The 20,766-nt window shown below is 56.2% G+C and carries 21 protein-coding genes; 15 read left to right on the top strand and 6 right to left on the bottom strand.

What is annotated here, in order from left to right; all coding sequences use genetic code 11:
• Positions 1-133: 133 nt before the first annotated feature.
• Together E0L16_RS12685 and E0L16_RS12680 are read right to left on the bottom strand one after the other, a co-directional pair.
• Positions 134-691 carry a DcrB family lipoprotein gene (locus E0L16_RS12685; RefSeq protein ID WP_063865362.1) on the bottom strand — a complete coding sequence of 186 codons (558 nt, stop codon included), beginning with the start codon at positions 689-691 and terminating at the stop codon, positions 134-136.
• Between the two features lie 72 nt (positions 692-763).
• Positions 764-1,429, bottom strand: a complete 666-nt coding sequence (locus tag E0L16_RS12680) for a 7-cyano-7-deazaguanine/7-aminomethyl-7-deazaguanine transporter (RefSeq protein ID WP_063449994.1) — start codon at positions 1,427-1,429, stop codon at positions 764-766.
• 169 nt (positions 1,430-1,598) lie between these two features.
• Here E0L16_RS12680 and tusA point away from each other — a divergent pair, with 169 nt between their 5' ends.
• The 4 genes from tusA to E0L16_RS12660 all read left to right on the top strand — a co-directional run bounded on the left by tusA (position 1,599) and on the right by E0L16_RS12660 (position 4,865).
• Positions 1,599-1,841, top strand: a complete 243-nt coding sequence (gene tusA / locus E0L16_RS12675) for a sulfurtransferase TusA (RefSeq protein WP_023307136.1) — start codon at positions 1,599-1,601, stop codon at positions 1,839-1,841.
• A gap of 233 nt (positions 1,842-2,074) precedes the next feature.
• A complete protein-coding gene (locus E0L16_RS12670) occupies positions 2,075-3,046 on the top strand; it encodes a TRAP transporter substrate-binding protein (RefSeq protein ID WP_063865363.1) in 972 nt (323 codons plus the stop codon).
• Between the two features lie 12 nt (positions 3,047-3,058).
• Positions 3,059-3,568 (top strand): TRAP transporter small permease, encoded by a 510-nt coding sequence (locus E0L16_RS12665; RefSeq protein WP_131637046.1) that lies wholly within the window; start codon positions 3,059-3,061, stop codon positions 3,566-3,568.
• Positions 3,569-3,578: 10 nt separating this feature from the next.
• A complete protein-coding gene (locus tag E0L16_RS12660; RefSeq protein WP_131637045.1) occupies positions 3,579-4,865 on the top strand; it encodes a TRAP transporter large permease in 1,287 nt (428 codons plus the stop codon).
• Positions 4,866-4,958: 93 nt separating this feature from the next.
• Here the strand turns inward: E0L16_RS12660 and zntA are convergent, their stop codons facing one another.
• Positions 4,959-7,130 carry a Zn(II)/Cd(II)/Pb(II) translocating P-type ATPase ZntA gene (gene zntA, locus E0L16_RS12655; RefSeq protein WP_131637044.1) on the bottom strand — a complete coding sequence of 724 codons (2,172 nt, stop codon included), beginning with the start codon at positions 7,128-7,130 and terminating at the stop codon, positions 4,959-4,961.
• A gap of 76 nt (positions 7,131-7,206) precedes the next feature.
• Positions 7,207-7,833, bottom strand: coding sequence for a lysoplasmalogenase (locus E0L16_RS12650; protein ID WP_063865366.1), 627 nt, complete (start codon positions 7,831-7,833; stop codon positions 7,207-7,209).
• Between the two features lie 129 nt (positions 7,834-7,962).
• Here E0L16_RS12650 and E0L16_RS12645 point away from each other — a divergent pair, with 129 nt between their 5' ends.
• Positions 7,963-8,322: a DUF2500 domain-containing protein gene (locus tag E0L16_RS12645; RefSeq protein ID WP_063865367.1), complete on the top strand. Its 360-nt coding sequence runs from the start codon at positions 7,963-7,965 to the stop codon at positions 8,320-8,322.
• Positions 8,323-8,404: 82 nt separating this feature from the next.
• On the opposite strand, the gene E0L16_RS12640 is transcribed toward E0L16_RS12645, so the two are convergent.
• Complete coding sequence (locus tag E0L16_RS12640) at positions 8,405-8,686, bottom strand: DUF1145 family protein (RefSeq protein WP_063449553.1); 282 nt, start codon at positions 8,684-8,686, stop codon at positions 8,405-8,407.
• On the bottom strand, positions 8,670-9,272 hold the full coding sequence (rsmD, locus tag E0L16_RS12635; RefSeq protein ID WP_131637043.1) for a 16S rRNA (guanine(966)-N(2))-methyltransferase: 603 nt from the start codon (positions 9,270-9,272) through the stop codon (positions 8,670-8,672). Before rsmD ends, E0L16_RS12640 begins: the two co-directional genes overlap by 17 nt.
• 126 nt (positions 9,273-9,398) lie before the next feature.
• Between rsmD and ftsY the strand changes: the two genes are divergently transcribed.
• The 10 genes from ftsY (at position 9,399) to E0L16_RS12585 (ending at position 20,735) form a co-directional block, all read left to right on the top strand.
• A complete protein-coding gene (gene ftsY / locus E0L16_RS12630; protein ID WP_131637042.1) occupies positions 9,399-10,859 on the top strand; it encodes a signal recognition particle-docking protein FtsY in 1,461 nt (486 codons plus the stop codon).
• A gap of 2 nt (positions 10,860-10,861) precedes the next feature.
• Positions 10,862-11,527 (top strand): cell division ATP-binding protein FtsE, encoded by a 666-nt coding sequence (gene ftsE, locus E0L16_RS12625; RefSeq protein ID WP_063449550.1) that lies wholly within the window; start codon positions 10,862-10,864, stop codon positions 11,525-11,527.
• Positions 11,520-12,575 carry a permease-like cell division protein FtsX gene (gene ftsX / locus E0L16_RS12620; protein ID WP_063449549.1) on the top strand — a complete coding sequence of 352 codons (1,056 nt, stop codon included), beginning with the start codon at positions 11,520-11,522 and terminating at the stop codon, positions 12,573-12,575. Before ftsE ends, ftsX begins: the two co-directional genes overlap by 8 nt.
• 250 nt (positions 12,576-12,825) lie before the next feature.
• Positions 12,826-13,683, top strand: a complete 858-nt coding sequence (gene rpoH / locus E0L16_RS12615; protein ID WP_000159624.1) for an RNA polymerase sigma factor RpoH — start codon at positions 12,826-12,828, stop codon at positions 13,681-13,683.
• A 135-nt stretch (positions 13,684-13,818) separates the two neighbouring features.
• Positions 13,819-15,084 (top strand): 4-aminobutyrate--2-oxoglutarate transaminase, encoded by a 1,266-nt coding sequence (locus E0L16_RS12610; protein ID WP_102750273.1) that lies wholly within the window; start codon positions 13,819-13,821, stop codon positions 15,082-15,084.
• Between the two features lie 197 nt (positions 15,085-15,281).
• Positions 15,282-16,382, top strand: a complete 1,101-nt coding sequence (gene livJ, locus E0L16_RS12605; RefSeq protein ID WP_015571474.1) for a branched chain amino acid ABC transporter substrate-binding protein LivJ — start codon at positions 15,282-15,284, stop codon at positions 16,380-16,382.
• A 411-nt stretch (positions 16,383-16,793) separates the two neighbouring features.
• Positions 16,794-17,345 carry a TetR/AcrR family transcriptional regulator gene (locus E0L16_RS12600; RefSeq protein ID WP_107534124.1) on the top strand — a complete coding sequence of 184 codons (552 nt, stop codon included), beginning with the start codon at positions 16,794-16,796 and terminating at the stop codon, positions 17,343-17,345.
• 29 nt (positions 17,346-17,374) lie between these two features.
• Positions 17,375-17,752: a cupin domain-containing protein gene (locus E0L16_RS12595; RefSeq protein WP_107534122.1), complete on the top strand. Its 378-nt coding sequence runs from the start codon at positions 17,375-17,377 to the stop codon at positions 17,750-17,752.
• A complete protein-coding gene (locus E0L16_RS12590; protein ID WP_131637041.1) occupies positions 17,749-19,683 on the top strand; it encodes an aconitase family protein in 1,935 nt (644 codons plus the stop codon). Before E0L16_RS12595 ends, E0L16_RS12590 begins: the two co-directional genes overlap by 4 nt.
• Before the next feature lie 44 nt (positions 19,684-19,727).
• On the top strand, positions 19,728-20,735 hold the full coding sequence (locus E0L16_RS12585; protein WP_131637040.1) for a TauD/TfdA family dioxygenase: 1,008 nt from the start codon (positions 19,728-19,730) through the stop codon (positions 20,733-20,735).
• Positions 20,736-20,766: the final 31 nt, after the last annotated feature.

Genomic DNA, 20,766 nt, shown 5'->3' with positions numbered 1-20,766 from the left:
AGAATTCCTTTTTCCGGGGGGCTCGTTAATTGTAGTGCGCCGGAAATGCTTCGTCTGGAGCGTTAGTCTGAAAGTCGTGGCAAAAAAATGGCCCCCGGCGCAAGCGACGGAGGCCACGGTACCCCATGAACGATTACTGGATCACGAGGGTGTTAATGATGTTTTCAGCGGCGCTCTGCGCTTTCTGCTGATTGTCTGCTGGCAGGGTGATCTGCATGGTCAGCAGTTTATTATCCACCTTGCCGAGCACCACGGAGGAGTACGCGGTCTGGCCTTTGGCGGAGATGATGCTGTCCAGCTGTTGCAGCGTGTGGCCTTTCAGTTCAATCGACTTGTTGGTGACCACCTGAAGCTGCGGGTCGCGGCTGCGCTGCTGGTCTTCCAGACGTTTGGCCAGCACGCCGAGATCTTCGCTGGTATCGTCACCGACAATCACAATGACCGCTTTTTGGCCGGTGGCATCGGAATAGACGTGCATGTTGTTCGCCTGGGTGCCCAGTTTACCGCTCTGATCGGTCATATCCGCGGGCAGAGAGAAACTGAGTTTGCCATCCATCAGGCTCACCGGCTGACCGGTGGCGTTGCTTTCTGCTGACGCGCCCTGAGCAGGCGTTTTGGTGTCGCTGTTATCACAGGCTGCAAGGCCAACAACCAGCAGGCCAATCCCGACATATTTAACCAGATTGCGCATTGACTTCTTCCTTTCGATAAACGGCCATAGCGGCTCATTCGTTCATCTTATCACAACTGATAAAGCGAACCCTTAACCTGCCTGTAATGCGGCGATTTCAGATTTATCTGCCAGCCTTTTCAGCAGCATATTCAACAGCACGCCGTACATCGGCAGGAAGAAAACCAGGCTGATAAGCACCTTAAAGGCGTAGTCCACGAGGGCGATTTCCATCCAGTGTTCTGCCATGAAGGCGTCCGGGCTGCGCCAGAAGGCAATGAAGAAGAAGGCCAGCGTATCGCTCACGTTACCGAACAGCGTCGAGGCCGTCGGTGCCATCCACCAGCGATGATTCTGACGCAGGCGGTTAAAGACGTGAACATCGAGGATCTGCCCCAGGGCATAGGCCATAAAGCTGGCGGCGGCAATACGCGCGACGAACAGGTTGAAATGCGTTAGCGCTTCAACGCCCTGCCAGCTACCCATGTAAAACAGGGAGGAGATGGCGTAAGAAACGAACAGCGCCGGGATCATCACCGCGAAAATAATCCGCCGCGCCAGCGGTGCGCCAAAGATACGCACGGTTAAATCGGTCGCGAGGAAAATAAACGGAAAACTGAACGCGCCCCAGGTGGTATGGAAACCAAAAATGGAGATAGGGAGCTGTACCAGATAGTTACTGGAGATGATCACCAGCAGATGAAATAGCGAAAGCCAGAACAACGCTTTGACGCGCTGCGATTGTGTAAAGGAGTTCATATTGTACCTTTTTGATTAATATTTGGGGTGAGGGAACCCAATAAAGCCGCCGCATGATACTGCTTTAACCGCACTTTGCAATGGCTAATTTTCACGCAATCGTTAACCTGGTTTGCATTGACGATAGCGGGGCGTAAACTACAGCCGTTTTTACCTGAACGAGAAGAAAATGACCGATCTGTTTTCCAGCCCAGACCACACGCTTGACGCCCAGGGCCTCCGTTGCCCGGAGCCGGTAATGATGGTGCGTAAAACCGTACGTAACATGCAGAGCGGCGAAACGCTGCTGATCGTCGCTGACGATCCGGCCACCACCCGCGATATCCCCGGCTTTTGTACCTTTATGGAACACGAGCTGGTGGCGCAGCAAACAGAAACCCTGCCGTACCGGTATGTGATTCGTAAGGGGTAAGTGCGGCCTGAAGCCCGGCGGCGCTTCGCTTGCACGGGCCTACGGGTGTAGTAGGTCGAGTAAGGCGCAGCCGCCACCCGACAAGCACCCATCACAATTTCGAACCATCGTTTCAAAATTTCGCGCTTTTGTGAGGCGCTTCACCCTCCCTTTTCCAGCCGTAGTCTAATTTTTAAACGTCAAAAACTAAAACACCGTTTTAACGCTTATCTCACTACCCTGGAGTTGACTGAATGAAAACGACCCTCAAGCCGTTACTGGCCGCTCTGTGCCTGTCTGCTTTTGCCTGCACCGTTTCCGCGCAAACCATTAAGGCCGCCGATGTGCATCCTGAAGGCTACCCGAACGTGGTGGCGGTTCAGCAGATGGGTGAAAAACTCAAACAACAAACCGACGGCAAGCTGGAGATTAAGGTCTTTCCCGGCGGCGTGCTGGGGGATGAAAAGCAGATGATTGAGCAGGCGCAGATGGGGGCGATTGATATGATCCGCGTCTCCATGGCGCCGGTTGCCGCCATCCTGCCGGATATCGAAGTGTTTACGCTGCCCTACGTGTTCCGCGATGAGGACCACATGCACAAGGTGATCGACGGGGATATCGGCAAGCAGATCGGCGACAAGCTCACCGCCAACCCGAAATCTCGTCTGGTGTTCCTCGGCTGGATGGACTCCGGCACCCGCAACCTGATCACCAAAGAGCCGATCGTCAAGCCGGACGATCTGAAAGGGAAGAAAATCCGCGTGCAGGGTAGTCCGGTGGCGCTGGCCACGCTGAAAGCGATGGGGGCGAACGCAATCGCGATGGGCGTCAGCGAGGTGTACAGCGGCATGCAGACCGGGGTGATTGACGGTGCGGAGAACAACCCGCCAACCTTTGTCGCCCACAACTATATGCCGGTTGCGAAAAACTACACGCTGAGCGGCCACTTCATCACCCCGGAAATGCTGCTCTACTCCAAAGTGAAATGGGACAAGCTGAGCGCTGACGAGCAGCAGAAGATCCTGACACTGGCCCGTGAAGCGCAGTTAGAGCAGCGCAAACTGTGGAATGCCTATAACGACCAGGCGCTGGCGAAAATGAAGGCCGGCGGCGTGCAGTTCCACGATATTGATAAAACGGTGTTTATCAAGGCGACAGAGCCGGTGCGCGCGCAGTATGGCGACAAGCATCAGGATCTGATGAAAGCCATCGCCGACGTTCAGTGATCCGGAGTACGTATGTCCGAACTCTACCTGAAGTGGATGGACCGTCTGTACCTGCTCGCCATGGCGGTGGCGGGTGTCTCGCTGCTGGTGATGACGATTGTCATCCCCATCGGCATCTTCTCACGCTACGTGCTCAACCGCGGCGAATCCTGGCCGGAGCCCGTCGCCATTATCTGCATGGTGACGTTTACCTTTATCGGCGCGGCGGTGAGCTACCGCGCCGGATCGCATATTGCGGTCAACATGCTCACCGACCGTCTGCCTGCATCGCTGCAAAGGCTGTGCGCGCGGGCGGTGGACCTGCTGATGCTGCTGATCTCTGGCCTGATGTGCTGGTACAGCTACTGGCTGTGCGTCGAGCTGTGGGAGCAGCCGGTGGCGGAGTTTCCGCTCCTGACCTCCGGCGAGAGCTATCTGCCGCTGCCTGTCGGATCGGCGATTTTGATCCTGTTTGTGCTTGAACGCCTGCTGTTTGGCTCGCAGGAAAACCGTCCGGTCGTGCTGATCGGCAACCACAGTTAAGGGGTGAACAATGGATGCTTTTATTTTGTTATTCACCCTCGCCATTTTGCTGGCGCTGGGGATGCCGGTGGCCTTCGCCGTGGGCCTGAGCGCCGTCGCGGGCGCGCTGTGGATTGACCTGCCGCTGGAGGCGCTGATGATCCAGATCACCAGCGGGGTGAACAAATTCACGCTGCTGGCGATCCCGTTCTTCATCCTTGCCGGGGCGATCATGGCAGAAGGGGGCATTGCCCGACGGCTGGTTAACTTCGCGTACGTGTTTGTCGGCTTTATTCGCGGCGGGCTGTCGCTGGTGAACATCGTGGCTTCAACGTTCTTCGGCGCGATTTCCGGCTCGTCGGTGGCGGATACGGCGTCCATCGGCAGCGTGATGATCCCGGAGATGGAGAAGAAGGGCTACCCGCGCGAATACGCGGCGGCGGTAACGGCCAGCGGGTCGGTACAGGCGATTTTAATCCCGCCCAGCCACAACTCGGTGATTTACTCCCTGGCGGCGGGGGGCACGGTCTCCATCGCCACGCTGTTTATCGCGGGCGTATTGCCGGGCCTGCTGCTGGGCGTGAGCCTGATGGTGCTCTGCCTGTGCTTCGCCCGCAAGCGCGGCTACCCGAAGGGGGAGAAAATCCCGTTCAGGCAGGCGCTGAAAATCATGCTCGATGCCCTGTGGGGGCTGATGACGGTGGTGATTATCCTCGGCGGGATCTTGTCCGGGATTTTTACCGCCACCGAATCTGCCGCTGTGGCCTGCCTGTGGGCGTTTTTCGTCACCATGTTTATCTACCGCGACTACAAATGGAGCGAACTGCCGAAGCTGATGTGCCGCACGGTGAAAACCGTCACCATCGTGATGATTTTAATCGGCTTTGCCGCGGCGTTTGGCGCGGTAATGACTTACATGCAGCTGCCGATGCGCATCACCGAGTTCTTCACGTCGCTCTCCGATAACAAGTACGTGATCCTGATGTATCTCAACGTCATGCTACTGCTGATTGGCACGCTGATGGACATGGCACCGATCATTCTGATCCTGACGCCGGTGCTGCTGCCGGTGACCAACGCGCTGGGGATCGACCCGGTGCACTTCGGGATGATCATGATGGTTAACCTGGGGATCGGGCTGATCACCCCGCCGGTTGGGTCGGTGCTGTTTGTGGCGAGCGCGGTGAGCAAGCAGAAGATTGAAACCGTGGTGCGGGCGATGCTGCCGTTCTACGGCATCCTGCTGGTGGTGCTGGGGATGGTGACGTATATCCCGGCGATATCATTGTGGCTGCCGAGGATGTTAGGGATGCAGTGACGCCGTTGTTTGCCGGGTGGCGGCTGCGCCTTACCCGGCCTACGGTTCAGAGCCGTTGTAGGCCCGGTAAGGCGCAGCCGCCACCGGGCGTTTTTAGTGGCGTCGTAATAACCTCAATGCGTTCGCCGTGACCAGCACCGTCGCTCCGGTATCCGCCAGCACCGCCAGCCACAGTCCGGTCATGCCGAGCAGCGTAGTGACCAGGAAAATGCCCTTCAGCCCCAGCGCAATGCCGATGTTCTGACGAATGTTGGTCCGCGTCGCCCGCGCAAGATCTATCATCTGCGCCAGCCCGGTCAGGCGGTTGTGCGTTAGCGCCGCGTCGGCGGTCTCCAGCGCCACGTCGGTGCCGCTGCCCATGGCAATGCCAATGGTTGAGGCTTTCATCGCCGGGGCATCGTTTATCCCGTCACCGACCATCGCCAGCGGGGCATGGCTGTTCAGTTCAGTTACCGCGCTGACCTTGTCCGCAGGCAGTAATCCGGCCTTAAACGCCAGCCCCAGCTCGTCGGCAATTGCGGCCGCCGCGCGCGGGTTATCGCCGGTCAGGATCACGCCCTGCACGCCCAGCCTGTGCAGCGCCTCGACGGCGTCTCTCGCATCGTCACGCAGGGTGTCGCGCAGGGCCAGCATGCCCATCGGTACGCCGTCCTGCATCACGGTAACGACCGTCTGACCGGCCTGCTCCAGCGCCTCAACCTGTGGCGTAGAGCGCGTGCCCGCCGCGACAATCAGCACTTTTTTGTCCTCGACCACGGCTTCAATCCCTGAACCGACCAGCGCTCGTTGAGCGGTTGCTGAAGGAATAGCCAGCCCGCGCGCCTGCGCTTCCCGCACGATCGCCTGCGCAAGCGGGTGGGTGGAGCCCTGCTCCACGGCGGCGGCCAGGCTAAGCAGTTCCTTTTCGCTGATGTCCTGCGGATACACCCCGGTTACCTGCGGTTTGCCGACGGTCAGCGTACCGGTTTTATCGAAGGCGATGTGCTGGATCTGGCTCAGCTGTTCCAGCGCCGCGCCGCCCTTAATCAGCGCCCCGCGGCGTGCCGCCGCTGCCAGCCCGGAGGTAATCGCTGCCGGGGTGGAAATCACCAGTGCGCACGGGCAGCCGATCAGCAGCAGGGTCAGCCCTTTATAAATCCAGCCCTCCCACGGCGCGCCGAAGAACAGCGGTGGAACGACGGTGACCAGCAGCGCCACCAGCATGATGGCGGGCGTGTAAATCCGGCTGAAGCGGTCGATAAAGCGTTCGACCGGCGCGCGGCGCTCCTCGGCCTCTTCGATCAGCTTCAGGATACGGTCGATGGCGCTGTCGCCCGGTTCAGAAAGCACCGTAAGCTGCACCAGGCGGTCGACGCTGGTGGCTCCGGCAGGGACTTTTTCACCCGCCGCTCGCTCTACAGGAATGGATTCCCCGGTCAGGGCGCTTTCGTCAAAGCTCGCGGTGGCGGTAACGAGCGCCCCATCGGCCGGCAGGCGTCCACCTGCGGGCACTTCAATCACGTCGCCCGGGCGCAGGGCGTTAATGGCGACCGTTTCACGAGTATCGTCTATCACACGTGTGGCGGTTTCCGGCTTCAGCGCCATCAGCGCGCTCACCCCCTTACGCGCCCGACTCGCCGCCCAGCCTTCAAGGCGTTCGCCGATTAAGAACAGCAGCAGCACCATCGCCGCTTCCGCCGTCGCGCCAATGAACAGCGCGCCGATGGCCGCCACGCTCATCAGCGTTTCGATGGCAAACCAGCTTCCGCTCCGCATCAGGCGTAGCGCCTGTCGGGCAATGGGGAACAGGCCGACCAGCGTGGTGGCGATAAACGCCAGGTTGCCGAACGGGTGGTTAACCTGTTCCAGCCCCCAGCTCAGGGCCATCATGATGATGAGGGTAATGAGCGGCAGGTTTTCTTTCAGGGGAGAGGTTTTTTCGGCAGGTGCCGTTTCGCTGCGCAGGGTATAGCCCGCCTTGCTGACGGCGGCTTCAACCTGCTTGCTGACGTCTTTTTCGGCGCTGACCATCAGCTTTTCGGTGGCGAACAGGACCTGAACGTGGTTCACGCCCGCTACCTGCTTCACCGCATTTTCCACTTTGCGGGCGCAGGCCGCGCAGTCCATACCGTTGACTACCCAGCTGTAGCGGTTGCCGCTTTCAGGAAGCGTTTGGATTGGTGTTTCGCACGTTCCTTCGCAGCAGCAGTCGCCTTTTGCCGGAACCGGGCTGAGCTTAAGTGCCGAGAACTGGGGAACTTTTTTAGGTGTTTCTGGAGTCGACATGGCAGTCTCCGGTAATGATAATTTTCTCATTAACCGCAGCATACACTCTGGAGTCGACTCCAGAGTCAAGCGTTATTTAGATATACAGCGAACGCACGATCAGGAAGTGTCCGGCGAAGTAACAGGCAGCGGAAATCGCATTATCCGCGCGGAAGCGGCGGCGATAGTGGCTACCCAGCCAGACGATATTGCCGAGCAGCAGCAGCGCGGCCCCGAAGAAGGCAGACATTGCCTGTGAGGTTGGGCGGAAGAACCACAGCTCACCGGCCAGCCACACCATCACCAGCGTCATGGCGATAAAGGTACACACCGGCAGACGCATCTCCTCCAGACGCGACCAGATCACCGCGATCAACAGGGCGCCAATCACCAGCAGCACCAGCGGCAGCGGCCAGAAGATGGAGAGCGTCATCTGGCTGGCAAAATAGATGGTGTAAAGCAGATGCGACAGGAAGAACGCCCCTACGGCGTACAGCAGGCGCTGGCGCGGCAGCAGGGTTAAGGCATCGCCAATCAGGGAGGCACACAGCCCGGCGAGGACCAGATAGCTGATGGCGTTGAACATGGGGGCCTGCCAGGCAAGCAACAGCAGGAGCAATAGCGTGACGGGTTTAAACAACCAGCGCTGCCAGGCTGGGCCACGGTAGGACGCATCGACATAAAGCCATGCGGAAAAACAGACAGCGATAAATGACCAAAGCATATTAACTCCCTGTAACTGTTGAGGCTGAATAATCAGTTTCTGATCCAGTGTAGTGACGCGAGCGGGCGTTTGGCAATGCCGGGGCAGGCGAGGTATCCTGAATTCCGCATAATCTGATGGGATTTTCCAATGAGCAAGATGCCGCTGTTTTTCATTATCGTGGTGGCGATCATCGTCATTGCCGCCTCGTTTCGCTTCGTGCAGCAGCGCCGTGAGAAGGCCGACAACGATGCCGCGCCGCTGTTGCATAAGCGCGTGGTGGTGGCGAACAAACGCGAGAAACCGCTTAATGACCGCCGCTCTCGCCAGCAGCAGGTGACGCCTGCGGGGACAACGATGCGCTATGAAGCAAGCTTTAAGCCGGAAACCGGCGGGCTGGAGATGACCTTCCGCCTGGAGGCGCAGCAGTATCACCAGCTGACAGTGGGAGAGAAAGGTACGTTGAGCTACAAAGGGTCGCGGTTTGAAGGGTTTGAACCGGAGCTGTGACGCCGGGCGGCGCTGCGTTTGCCCGGCCTACGGGGTTTTGTAGGCCCGGATCGCTGCGCGCCACCGGGCATCACACCGCAACTTACTTCTTCACCTGCGCCTTAAACTTCTTCATCCACACCAGCAGCTCAAACACGCCGAAAATAAACACCCGCAGCTGCTGCCAGCCGGTCATCGGTGGGCCATCTTTCGGCAGACCGTTTTTCAGCATCACCATCTGTAAGGCATGCATAAACGCGGTAAAAATCAGCGCCACGTTAACAAAGATATTCAGCGGGCGCGGGAATGGGTGCACCAGATTCAAAATCAAAAATGCCCAGACGCCCAGCATCAGCAAGCGCCCTACGTTAATCAGTACTGGCATCGGATACTCCTTGTGCCTGACGGTGATACAGACGATAAGCCACCTGACCGGCGACCTTTTCGCGGTGCAGATCCCAGTGAACGGGAACGGGCGGCAGGCCATTTTCCACTTCGCTTTCAACGTAAATCAGCGCGTCGTCTGCCAGCCAGCCATTTTTTTCCAGCAACGATAATGTCTCTTCCAGCAGCCCTTTACGGAACGGCGGATCGACAAACACCACGTTGAACGGCGTCCCCTTTTGCGCGAGGAAGCTCAGCGTGTTGGTGTTCACTACCTTCGCGTTGGTTGCCTTCAGCGTAGCTAAATTTTGCTGCAACGTCTGCGCAACGCCGCGTTCCATCTCCAGCAGCGTGGCGCTGGCGGCATAGCGAGACAGCGCTTCCAGCCCCAGTGCGCCGCTTCCGGCGAAGCAGTCCAGGCAGTTGGCGTCTACCATTGACGGGGCAAGCCAGTTAAACAGCGTCTCGCGTACGCGGTCCGTGGTAGGGCGTAAACCGGGGCTGTCCGGCACCGGTAATTTCCGGCCTCGCCACTGACCGCCGATAATTCGAATTTGACCGGCCGGGGCGCGGGTGGGTTTCTTCATCTCAGGAAAGCTCTGTTAACAATGCCCTGCGATTGCGGGCGGTGATGTCAATTAAGTAAAGTGTTAGACTATTTCATCATTTTTTTAGCTTCCCTGTATATAGCGCCGCGAGGAGTGTAGTCGCAGATGGCAAAACAAAAAAAACGTGGCTTCTTTTCCTGGTTGGGTTTCGGTGAAAAAGAGCAAGAAACAGAACAGAAAACCGAAGAACAACAGGTTGTAGAAGAGCAGTCACAGCCTGAAACGCCTGTCGAAACCGCTGCGATTGTCGAAGCGGAAGAACCAGCGCACAGCAAAGAAGAGATTGAATCCTTTGCTGAAGAGGTGGTCGAGGTTACTGAACAGGTTCAGGAGAGCGAAAAACCAGAGCCGGTTATGGTAGAAACCCTTACCGAAGCGCCGCAGGCCGCTATCGAACACGAAGCGCTGCCGCTGCCGGAAGAGGTGAACACCGAAGAGGTTTCTGCCGAAGAGTGGCAGGCCGAAGCGGAAACCGTTGAAATTGTTGAGGCGGTGGAAGAAGAAGCGGCCCTTGAGCCTGAACTGACCGACGAAGAGCTGGAAGCCCAGGCGCTGGCGGCGGAAGCCGCTGAAGAAGCGGTCATTGTTGTGCCGGTAGAAGAGCAGGCCGAAGACGAGATCGCTCAGGAGCAGGAAAAACCAACCAAAGAAGGTTTCTTCGCGCGCCTGAAACGCAGCCTGTTAAAAACCAAAGAAAACTTAGGTTCCGGATTTATCAGTCTGTTCCGCGGCAAAAAAATCGACGACGATCTGTTTGAGGAGTTGGAAGAACAGCTGCTGATCGCGGACGTGGGCGTGGAAACCACCCGGAAGATCATCACCAACCTGACCGAAGGGGCGAGCCGCAAGCAACTGCGTGACGCCGAGGCGCTGTACGGCCTGCTGAAAGATGAGATGGGCGAAATTCTCGCAAAAGTTGACGAACCGCTTAATATTGAAGGCAAAATGCCCTTTGTTATTTTGATGGTTGGCGTCAACGGCGTGGGTAAAACCACCACCATCGGCAAGCTGGCGCGCCAGTTTGAGCAGCAGGGCAAATCGGTGATGCTGGCGGCGGGCGATACCTTCCGTGCGGCCGCGGTGGAGCAGCTCCAGGTGTGGGGCCAGCGCAATAACATTCCGGTGATTGCCCAGCACACCGGCGCGGATTCTGCGTCCGTGATTTTCGATGCCATCCAGGCGGCGAAGTCGCGTAACGTGGACGTGCTGATTGCGGATACCGCAGGGCGTTTGCAGAACAAATCGCACCTGATGGAAGAACTGAAGAAAATCGTTCGCGTCATGAAGAAGCTGGACGAAGAGGCACCGCATGAAATTATGCTGACTATCGACGCCAGCACCGGACAGAACGCCATTAGCCAGGCGAAGCTGTTCCATGAAGCGGTAGGACTGACCGGGATCACACTGACCAAGCTGGACGGCACCGCGAAAGGCGGGGTGATCTTCTCTGTGGCCGACCAGTTCGGCATTCCTATCCGTTACATCGGTGTGGGCGAGCGTATTGAGGATTTACGTCCGTTTAAAGCGGACGACTTTATTGAGGCACTTTTTGCCCGAGAGGACTAACAATGATTCGCTTTGAACACGTCAGCAAGGCCTATCTCGGTGGGAGACAAGCGCTACAGGGGGTGACATTTCACCTCCAGCCAGGCGAGATGGCATTCCTGACCGGCCATTCCGGCGCGGGGAAAAGTACCCTGCTCAAGCTGATCTGTGGGATCGAGCGGCCAAGCGCCGGGAAAATCTGGTTCAGCGGCCATGACATTAGCCGTCTTAAGAACCGTGAAGTGCCGTTTCTGCGTCGTCAGATCGGCATGATTTTCCAGGATCACCACCTGCTGATGGATCGCACGGTTTTCGATAACGTCGCGATCCCGCTGATTATTGCTGGCGCCAGTTACGATGATATCCGCCGTCGCGTCTCTGCGGCGCTGGATAAGGTCGGGCTGCTGGACAAAGCGAAGAACTTCCCTATCCAGCTGTCCGGCGGTGAGCAGCAGCGCGTGGGCATTGCCCGTGCGGTGGTGAACAAGCCAGCCGTTTTGCTGGCGGATGAACCGACCGGTAACCTGGACGATGCCCTCTCCGAAGGCATCCTGCGTCTGTTTGAGGAATTTAACCGCGTGGGGGTAACGGTACTGATGGCGACGCACGATATGGGGCTGATCTCCCGTCGTTCGTACCGCATGCTGACCCTGAGCGACGGGCATTTGCACGGAGGCCACGGTGAATAAGCGTGATGCAATGAACCAGATTCGGCAGTTCAGCAACCGGTTTGACCGTTTCCGCAAGCCTCAGGGCGGCGGGGACGGCAATCGCCATGCGCCTAAGCGTGCCAAAGCGACACCGAAGCCGAACTCCCGCAAAACCAACGTCTTTAACGAACAGGTGCGCTACGCCTTCCAGGGCGCGTTGCAGGATCTGAAAAGCAAACCGCTGGCGACGTTCCTGACGGTGATGGTGATTGCCATCTCCCTGACGCTGCCGAGCGTCTGCTATATGGTTTACAAAAACGTTAACCAGGCGGCGTCACAGTATTATCCGTCGCCGCAGATCACCGTTTATCTGGATAAAGCGCTCGACGATAACGCGGCGGCGCAGGTGGTCGGGCAGATTCAGGCTGAACAGGGCGTGGAGAAGGTGAACTATCTTTCTCGCGATGAAGCGCTGGGCGAGTTCCGCAACTGGTCCGGGTTCGGCGGGGCGCTGGATATGCTCGAAGAGAACCCGCTGCCCGCCGTGGCGGTGGTGATCCCGAAGCTGGATTTCCAGGGCACGGATTCGCTCAACACCCTGCGCGACCGCATTACCCGCATCAATGGGATTGATGAAGTGCGCATGGACGACAGCTGGTTTGCCCGTCTTGCCGCCCTGACCGGGCTGGTAGGACGCGTGTCGGCGATGATTGGCGTGCTGATGGTGGCGGCGGTCTTCCTCGTCATCGGTAACAGCGTTCGCCTGAGCATCTTCGCCCGTCGCGATACCATCAACGTGCAGAAGCTGATTGGTGCAACGGATGGTTTCATCCTGCGTCCGTTCCTTTATGGTGGCGCGCTGCTCGGTTTTTCCGGCGCATTTCTTTCACTGATATTGTCAGAAATTTTGGTGATGCGGCTTTCGTCTGCCGTCACCGAAGTGGCGCAGGTTTTTGGAACGAAGTTTGATATCAGTGGTTTAGGCTTCGATGAGTGCCTGCTTTTGCTGCTGGTCTGCTCCATGATCGGCTGGATAGCGGCATGGCTGGCAACGGTTCAACATTTACGCCACTTTACTCCCGACTAATAAAAGCGTGATATAATCTTTCCCTGCACCGAGATGTTCGCTTGCAGGGAAAGCGTCCCTGTCGTCTCTTCCCCTGTAATCATCTTCATGTCACATTTTGTGCGTAATTTATTCACGGTTGCACCTGGAACTTGTGGATAAAATCACTGTCTGATAAAAGAGTGAATGCTAATCTCGTTGCTCAAACGCTTTGGCATGGTTGTTGCCTGACGGGGACAACCTGGACCAGAAGAAACATTGAGAGGAATGAATGACCAAAGAAATGCAAACTTTAGCTTTAGCCCCTGTTGGTAACCTGGAATCTTACATCCGGGCTGCGAACACCTGGCCGATGTTAACGGCTGAGGAAGAAAAGGAGCTTGCTGAAAAGCTGCATTACCAGGGCGATCTGGAAGCAGCTAAAACGCTGATCCTGTCTCACCTGCGCTTTGTTGTTCACGTTGCTCGTAATTACGCGGGCTACGGCCTGCCGCAGGCGGACTTGATTCAGGAAGGTAACATTGGCCTGATGAAAGCGGTGCGTCGCTTTAACCCGGAAGTGGGTGTGCGACTGGTCTCCTTCGCCGTGCACTGGATCAAAGCGGAAATTCACGAATACGTTCTGCGTAACTGGCGTATTGTGAAGGTCGCCACGACGAAAGCGCAGCGCAAACTGTTCTTCAACCTGCGTAAAACCAAGCAGCGTCTGGGCTGGTTCAATCAGGATGAAGTGGAAATGGTCGCGCGCGAGCTGGGCGTTTCCAGCAAAGACGTCCGCGAGATGGAATCCCGTATGGCCGCGCAGGACATGACGTTTGATATGTCTGCCGACGACGATGCGTCCGACAGCCAGCCGATGGCCCCGGTCCTGTATCTTCAGGATAAAACCTCTAACTTTGCTGATGGCATTGAAGAGGATAACTGGGAAGACCAGGCGGCAAACAAGCTGACCTTCGCGATGGAAGGCCTCGACGAGCGTAGCCAGGATATCATCCGTGCCCGCTGGCTGGACGAAGATAACAAGTCCACCTTGCAGGAGCTGGCCGACCGCTACGGCGTCTCCGCTGAACGTGTGCGTCAGCTTGAGAAGAACGCCATGAAAAAACTTCGCGCCGCTATCGAAGCGTAATTCAGGCGAAGTCCCCGATAACCCTCGAATGCAAATTCGGGGGTTCTGTTTTTTTAGCGCCCGCTCTGGCGAATTTCTCCCCCCTGGCAAACACTTACTGGTGCGCTAAGCAGGCGACATTCTCAGGGGATCAGGGTGAAAAATAACGAACTGAATGACCGACGTATCCAGGCAACGCCGCGCGGTATCGGCGTCATGTGTCACTTCTATGCCGATAAAGCCGAAAACGCCACGGTGTGGGACGTGGAAGGTAACGAGTATATTGATTTTGCCGCCGGGATCGCCGTGCTGAATACCGGCCATCGCCATCCAAAAGTTATCGCTGCCATCGAAAAACAGCTTCACGCCTTTACCCATACCGCTTATCAAATCGTCCCCTACGAAGGCTATGTGGCGCTTGCCGAGCGCATCAACCAGCGCGTACCGATAGAGGGACCGGCCAAAACCGCCTTTTTCTCAACCGGTGCAGAAGCGGTCGAAAACGCGGTGAAAATTGCCCGCGCGTATACCAGACGTCCCGGCCTCATCACCTTCGGCGGCGCGTTCCATGGTCGTACCTTTATGACCATGGCGCTGACCGGCAAAGTGGCGCCCTATAAGCTCGGCTTCGGCCCGTTCCCCGGCTCGGTATACCACGCGCAATTCCCCAACGACCTGCACGGGGTCAGTACCGCCGAAGCGCTAAAAAGCCTGGAGCGCATTTTCAAAGCCGACATCGCGCCCGATCAGGTGGCGGCCATCATTATTGAACCGGTTCAGGGGGAAGGCGGGTTCAACGTCGCGCCCGCTGATTTCATGCAGGCGCTGCGTGCCCTGTGCGACACGCACGGTATTTTGCTGATTGCCGATGAAGTACAAACCGGCTTCGCCCGCACCGGCAAGCTGTTCTCCATGGAAAACCATTGCGTGAAGCCGGACCTCATCACCATGGCGAAAAGCCTGGCGGGCGGAATGCCGCTCTCAGCGGTATCGGGCCGTGCCGAGGTGATGGATGCGCCTGCGCCTGGCGGATTGGGCGGTACCTACGCGGGTAACCCGCTGGCGATCGCCGCGGCCCATGCGGTGCTGGACGTGATTGACGAAGACAACCTCTGCACGCGCGCGTCTCATCTCGGCCATCATCTGGTCGAGGTGCTGAACAAAGCGAAGGATGGCTGTCCGTATATCGCCGATATCCGCGCGCAGGGCTCAATGGTGGCGGTGGAATTTACCGATCCGCAAACCGGGCAGCCGTCGCCGGAATTTACCCGCCAGGTTCAGGAGCGCGCGCTGAACGAAGGGCTGTTGCTCCTGAGCTGCGGCGTTTACGGCAACGTGATCCGTTTTCTCTATCCGCTTACCATCCCCGAAGCACAGTTCCGTAAAGCGCTGGATATTATTTCCGCCTCGCTGACACGATAAAGCCAAACGCCCGGCTGAAATAACGGTCGGGCGTATCATATTTTCATTTCAAATTAGCTATTCCAAAATCATAAAAATGGGGTATGTTTTAGCAGAGTATGCTGAAAAAGCGCGAGCAGCAGGCCTATAACTGAAATAAAGCGCTACACAACAACATCACAACAATCGTTATAACCATAATAATGGGGAATCTCAGGATGAATATGAAGGGTAAAGCGTTACTGGCAGGATGTATCGCGTTGGCATTCAGCACCATGGCGCAGGCCGATATTAAAGTGGCCGTGGTGGGCGCGATGTCCGGTCCGGTAGCACAGTACGGCGACCAGGAATTTACGGGCGCGGAACAGGCGGTTGCAGACATTAATGCTAAGGGCGGTATCAAGGGCGAAAAGCTGCAAATCGTAAAATATGACGATGCCTGTGACCCGAAACAGGCGGTCGCGGTGGCGAACAAAGTGGTGAACGACGGCATCAAATACGTTATCGGTCACCTGTGCTCCTCCTCCACGCAGCCCGCGTCTGACATCTACGAAGACGAAGGCATTCTGATGATCACCCCGGCAGCGACGGCACCCGAGCTGACCGCACGCGGCTACAAGCTGATCCTGCGCACCACCGGTCTGGACTCCGATCAGGGCCCAACCGCCGCGAAATACATCGTGGAAAAAGTGAAGCCGCAGCGCATCGCGATTGTTCATGATAAACAGCAGTACGGTGAAGGCCTGGCGCGCGCGGTGCAGGACAACCTGAAAAAAGCGAACGCCAACGTGGTGTTCTTTGACGGTATCACCGCCGGCGAGAAAGATTTCTCTACCCTGGTGGCGCGTCTGAAGAAAGAGAATATCGACTTCGTTTACTACGGCGGCTATCACCCGGAAATGGGGCAGATCCTGCGTCAGGCGCGTGCGGCGGGTCTGAAGACTCAGTTCATGGGCCCAGAAGGCGTGGCGAACGTTTCCCTGTCTAACATCGCGGGTGAATCTGCCGAAGGCCTGCTGGTGACCAAGCCGAAGAACTACGACCAGGTACCTGCGAACAAACCAGTGGTGGATGCCATCAAGGCGAAGAAACAGGATCCAAGCGGTGCGTTCGTGTGGACCACCTACGCAGCGTTGCAGTCTCTGCAAGCGGGCCTGAACCAGTCAGCCGATCCGGCGGAGATTGCCACCTGGCTGAAAGCGAATTCGGTAGAAACCGTGATGGGGCCGCTCTCATGGGATGAGAAGGGCGACCTGAAGGGCTTCGAGTTCGGCGTGTTTGACTGGCATGCTAACGGTACTGCCACCGACGCAAAATAATTTTCCTGCGGCGGGCGGGATTTACCGCTCGCCGTCTCTCCTCTCCTCGCTTTTTTCTTTCCCGCCTCCGGTTTTGTTTACTATCACTACAATATTATTTAGCGCCATCGCACTATGCTTTTGCCTGATGATTAAGAACAATCGGGCAAACCAGAAGGTGATATTGATCAAACAACATGTTTCAGGGCTTTTACTACCGCCTCGTCTGTGCTTTTCTTATGCACTTTTAGCGTAACCCAACGAATTTACTACATTTATTGTGGTTATTGCAGAGCAAAAAGGGGTGATGGAATTTTTATATCGGAATATTGCATATACATAAAATTAACATCTGTAACATTTGAGAGGGTCGATATTAACAACTTTTTGCTAATTTAGTGATTGCCATTTTACATACTAATAGGTACAAAAATGAAAACCAAAGACGCACTGATTAAAACCATGCAGGAACTTTTATGGACCCGTGGTTACTCCAACACTAGCCCGAAAGAGATACAACAGGTTTCTGGCGTTGGGCAAGGAAGCATGTATCACCACTTCAAAGGCAAGGCGGATCTGGCCCGACAGACGATCCTGCTTAACGCCGAGGAGCTACAAAAAGAGATTTCCACCATTTTGCATGCTGAGAAAAATGCACGTGAGCGAATTAAGGACTATCTGCTGCGTGAACGTGAAGTACTGGCTGGGTGCAGGATGGGCGGATTAGCGCAGGATAGCGAAGTGATTCGCGACGACACGCTACGTGAACCCATTGCGAACAATTTTGAATGGCTGATCGGCGAGCTGGAAAAAGTGCTGGAAGAGGGAAAAACCTCCGGTGAATTTTCTGCCGATCTGGATGTAAAACAAACGGCATTAACGCTCATTTCAGTCATGCAGGGGGCGTTTGTTATCGCCAGGGCAACCCAGTCCGAAGCGTATTACAAACAAGCTATTGCTGGAGTGATCGCAATGCTCAAATAAATACCGCCTGGCTTTTGGGAGAAGAGAGAATGAATAACGGTCTGCCCGTTACCCTGAATTTGTTTTCGGTGTTGAAGAATATAGATAGCGTCGCCTGGGAAGCCCACAGCACGCTTGATCGCAAGGATGCGCGCATTTTTGAACTTTTTCAGGATGATTCAGGGCAGCGCATCGCGCTAGTGCATTGCGCGCCGGGGGCATCTGCAAAATCTCATCTCCATACGGGGCATGAAACGTTTCTGATTCTGGATGGCACCTTTGAAGACGATAACGGTGTTTACCACCCCGGTGAGCTAATCTGCTACGCACCAGGCAGCGAGCACGCCTGGCGAACGCCGCAAGGCGCGCTCATCTATGCAGTCTGGGGCGGCCGCGTTGAAGCCGCTCTTACGGATGTCGCCGCATGAAACTGATGCTAACTCAGGCCAGAATATTATTCCTGGCGGCAGACCCGAACAAAATTACGGCTCAGCTTCGTGGCGAATCTCTTTCGCTGGCGCAGGCCAGGCCGCTGCGCGATAACATTTCCACCGATGAAATCACCCCTATCCCGGCGCTAGCCTACTACGACGAACGACTGGGAGCATTCGCCTGGACGGGCCTGAAGTGCGGCGCTGAAAATCCGATAGGAAAAAATGCCATCGTTGAGGCAGGGATAAACGTCGTGGTTGGCGGACTGCGCTACGGTAAAGGCTCATCCCGCGAGCATAGCCCGGTTGCGGAGAAGGCAGCCGGCGTACAGCTGGTCATCGCCGAAAGTTTTGAACGTATCTACCGGCAAAACGCCGATAACATAGGTTTGCTCACCTCCACTAACATGGCGCTGGTGGACAAACTGGCGCGCGGAGAAGCGCTCACCCTTGAAGAGATTGTTGCTGACCGGGAAGAGAGCGCCCGACGCGTTATCCAGTCCGGCGGGCTGCTGGCCTGGTGGAAAGGACAGATGGAGAAAAGCGGTCTGCCGCCTTTAGCCGCCACGAGCGAGCCGAAACCGATGACGCTGGGGGAGAAAATCATTGTCCGCCATCGTCTGGAGCAGGGCGATTTCCCCGGCACCGCGCTACTGCTGCGCCCGGACTGGCGCTTTATCCATGAGTATTACACCGCCATGTGTGGCCATATGCTGAAACGGACTTTTGGCCGCGAGCTGACCCTGTGGCAGCCGGATTCGATCATCACCTTTGAAGATCACCTGCCGTACATGCATCAAAGCAAAGTGCATATTGACGGGCAGCTTACCGGCGACCTGGAACACCTGCTGGCGGCTCACCGGGCGTTTACCCAAACGTGGGGATTGACGGCACACCGATACAACCCGGACGGCGAGGGTGCAGAAGGTATCTCCCATGCGCTGATGGCGGAGCGCCACGCCCTGCCTGGGCAGCTTATCATCGGCACCGACTCCCACACCCCACACTGTGGTGCGCTGGGCTGTTTGGCTGTGGGCGTCGGCAGCACCGATATGGCAGGCAGCATGGTTACCGGCGCTTTTCGTATGACGCCGCCGGAAACGGTGAAAGTAGTGTTCACCGGTACGCTGCCGGAAGGCACTGGCGCGAAAGATATGGTACTGCACCTGCTGGCAACGGAGTGGATCCGTCAGGGAGGTGGTATTGGCAAAATCTTTGAATTTTGTGGTGAGGCCGTCGAGGGATTATCGGTGGACGAACGCGCCACGCTCACCAATATGGTGGCAGAGTTGGGTGGCGTTTCAGGACTGGTGGCGCCCGATGCGCAGACTGTTGCCTTCCTGAAGGCCCGTCGCGGAATCGATTTCACCATTGAAGCGTGGATGCGTAGCGATGAGGGCGCGCATTACGCCTCAACAATGGTGATTGACTGCATCGATCTTGCGCCAATGATTGCACTGCCGGGCGATCCGGGTAATGGGCTGGCGCTGTCGTCTTTGAGCGAGCCGGTTAAAATTGATATTGCCTACGGCGGTTCATGTACTGCGGGCAAGCGGGATGATTTTGATGAATATCATGCGGTGCTGGATTGGGCTTTATCCAGGGGTAAACTACTGCCGCCGGATGTGACGCTCTATCTACAGTTTGGCACCATGGATGTCTACGACTACTGTCGCGAGCAAGGGTATCTGGAGACGTTCCATCAGGCTGGGGCGATACTGCTCAAACCTGCCTGCGGTGCCTGCGCAAACTGCGGCCCCGGATCGTCGGTGAATGCTGGACAGGTCACTATCAGCGCCATTAATCGAAATTTTCCTGGCCGCTCAGGTCCGGGGAAAGTCTGGCTAGGCAGCCCTTCGACGGTGGTCGCCAGCGCAATAAAGGGTGAAATAACCTCATTTAATGATTTAAAACGTCAGTACCGTTAATTCTACTTACTTACAATCAGCTCATTAACAGGGTGCAAGACATCATGAAACCGTTTTATCATTTTTCGGATGAAGAAAACAAAGAATTAACCCGCTTCTTCCAGCAAATTGTTGTTAATCCTTATACGGATTATCAGGTATTTAAGCTTGCGGTTGCTGAGATTTGTTATTTTAGAGGCGTGCCAGGCTTTTTTGTCGATATTTGTACCGCAATTAAAAATGAACGCGAGTTGGGCGTAAGTGATATTCATGTATTACGCAATTGCCCACGGGATATCGACTTGCCGGAGTTGGATCCGGAAAATCCCATTAGCGATAAATATAAAAAGAAAAAAACATTTATCGGCGAGGTACTGCTGGAATGTTTTTCGCTGCTAACCGATACACCGTTATTAGCCTACGGCAGCCGTAATAATGGAGATTTCTTTACCGATGTTATTGCTATTCGCAAATACAGCGGGCAATTAACGGGTTTTAGCGATAGTGAACTGGTCTACCATAACGACCGTACCGCTCACGCGGTACGCGCTGATTTCGTCACGCTTTTGGGTCTACGCAGCCCGGACGAGGAGCTGATTTTTACCGGCTATATTGACGGCAAAGCCATTCTGGCGCACCTGACGGACGACCAGCAGGCGGCGCTTCGCCAGCCGTGGTATCGCACCCAGTTTGACGTTTACTCCCGTGAAACCAACCGCCGTCAGGTGAGCTCGCCGGATCACGCCATTTTGAAAAATCACCATAGCATTCGTTACCTGGATACGTTGACTCACGTTGCGCCAGAGGCGCCCAATGAGGCAAAAGACGCCCTGATTGCTTTTATGCAGGCGATGACCAAAGCGGATAAACAGCGCCACCGGATTTTGCAGGGCGACCTTTTAACCTTCGCCAACCAGGATGGATTGCACAACCGGGAAAAAATTGAAATTAAGGATAAAGAGAATGCCGCGCGCCGCTGGCTATTAAAAACCTATGCATTCCGCGATCGGCAAACTGCCGAGAAATATCAGGAACACTGGCATAACGGTATTTTTGGCCGGGTTGAAGATTAGACCGCTTCGCAAAATTTATTTCTTTATTTAA

Origin of the sequence: Enterobacter quasihormaechei, from assembly GCF_004331385.1 — a bacterium.
Classification (GTDB): Bacteria; Pseudomonadota; Gammaproteobacteria; order Enterobacterales; family Enterobacteriaceae; genus Enterobacter; species Enterobacter quasihormaechei.
Note: the sequence above shows the minus strand (reverse complement) of the source record. Positions and strands in the feature narration are given on the sequence as shown.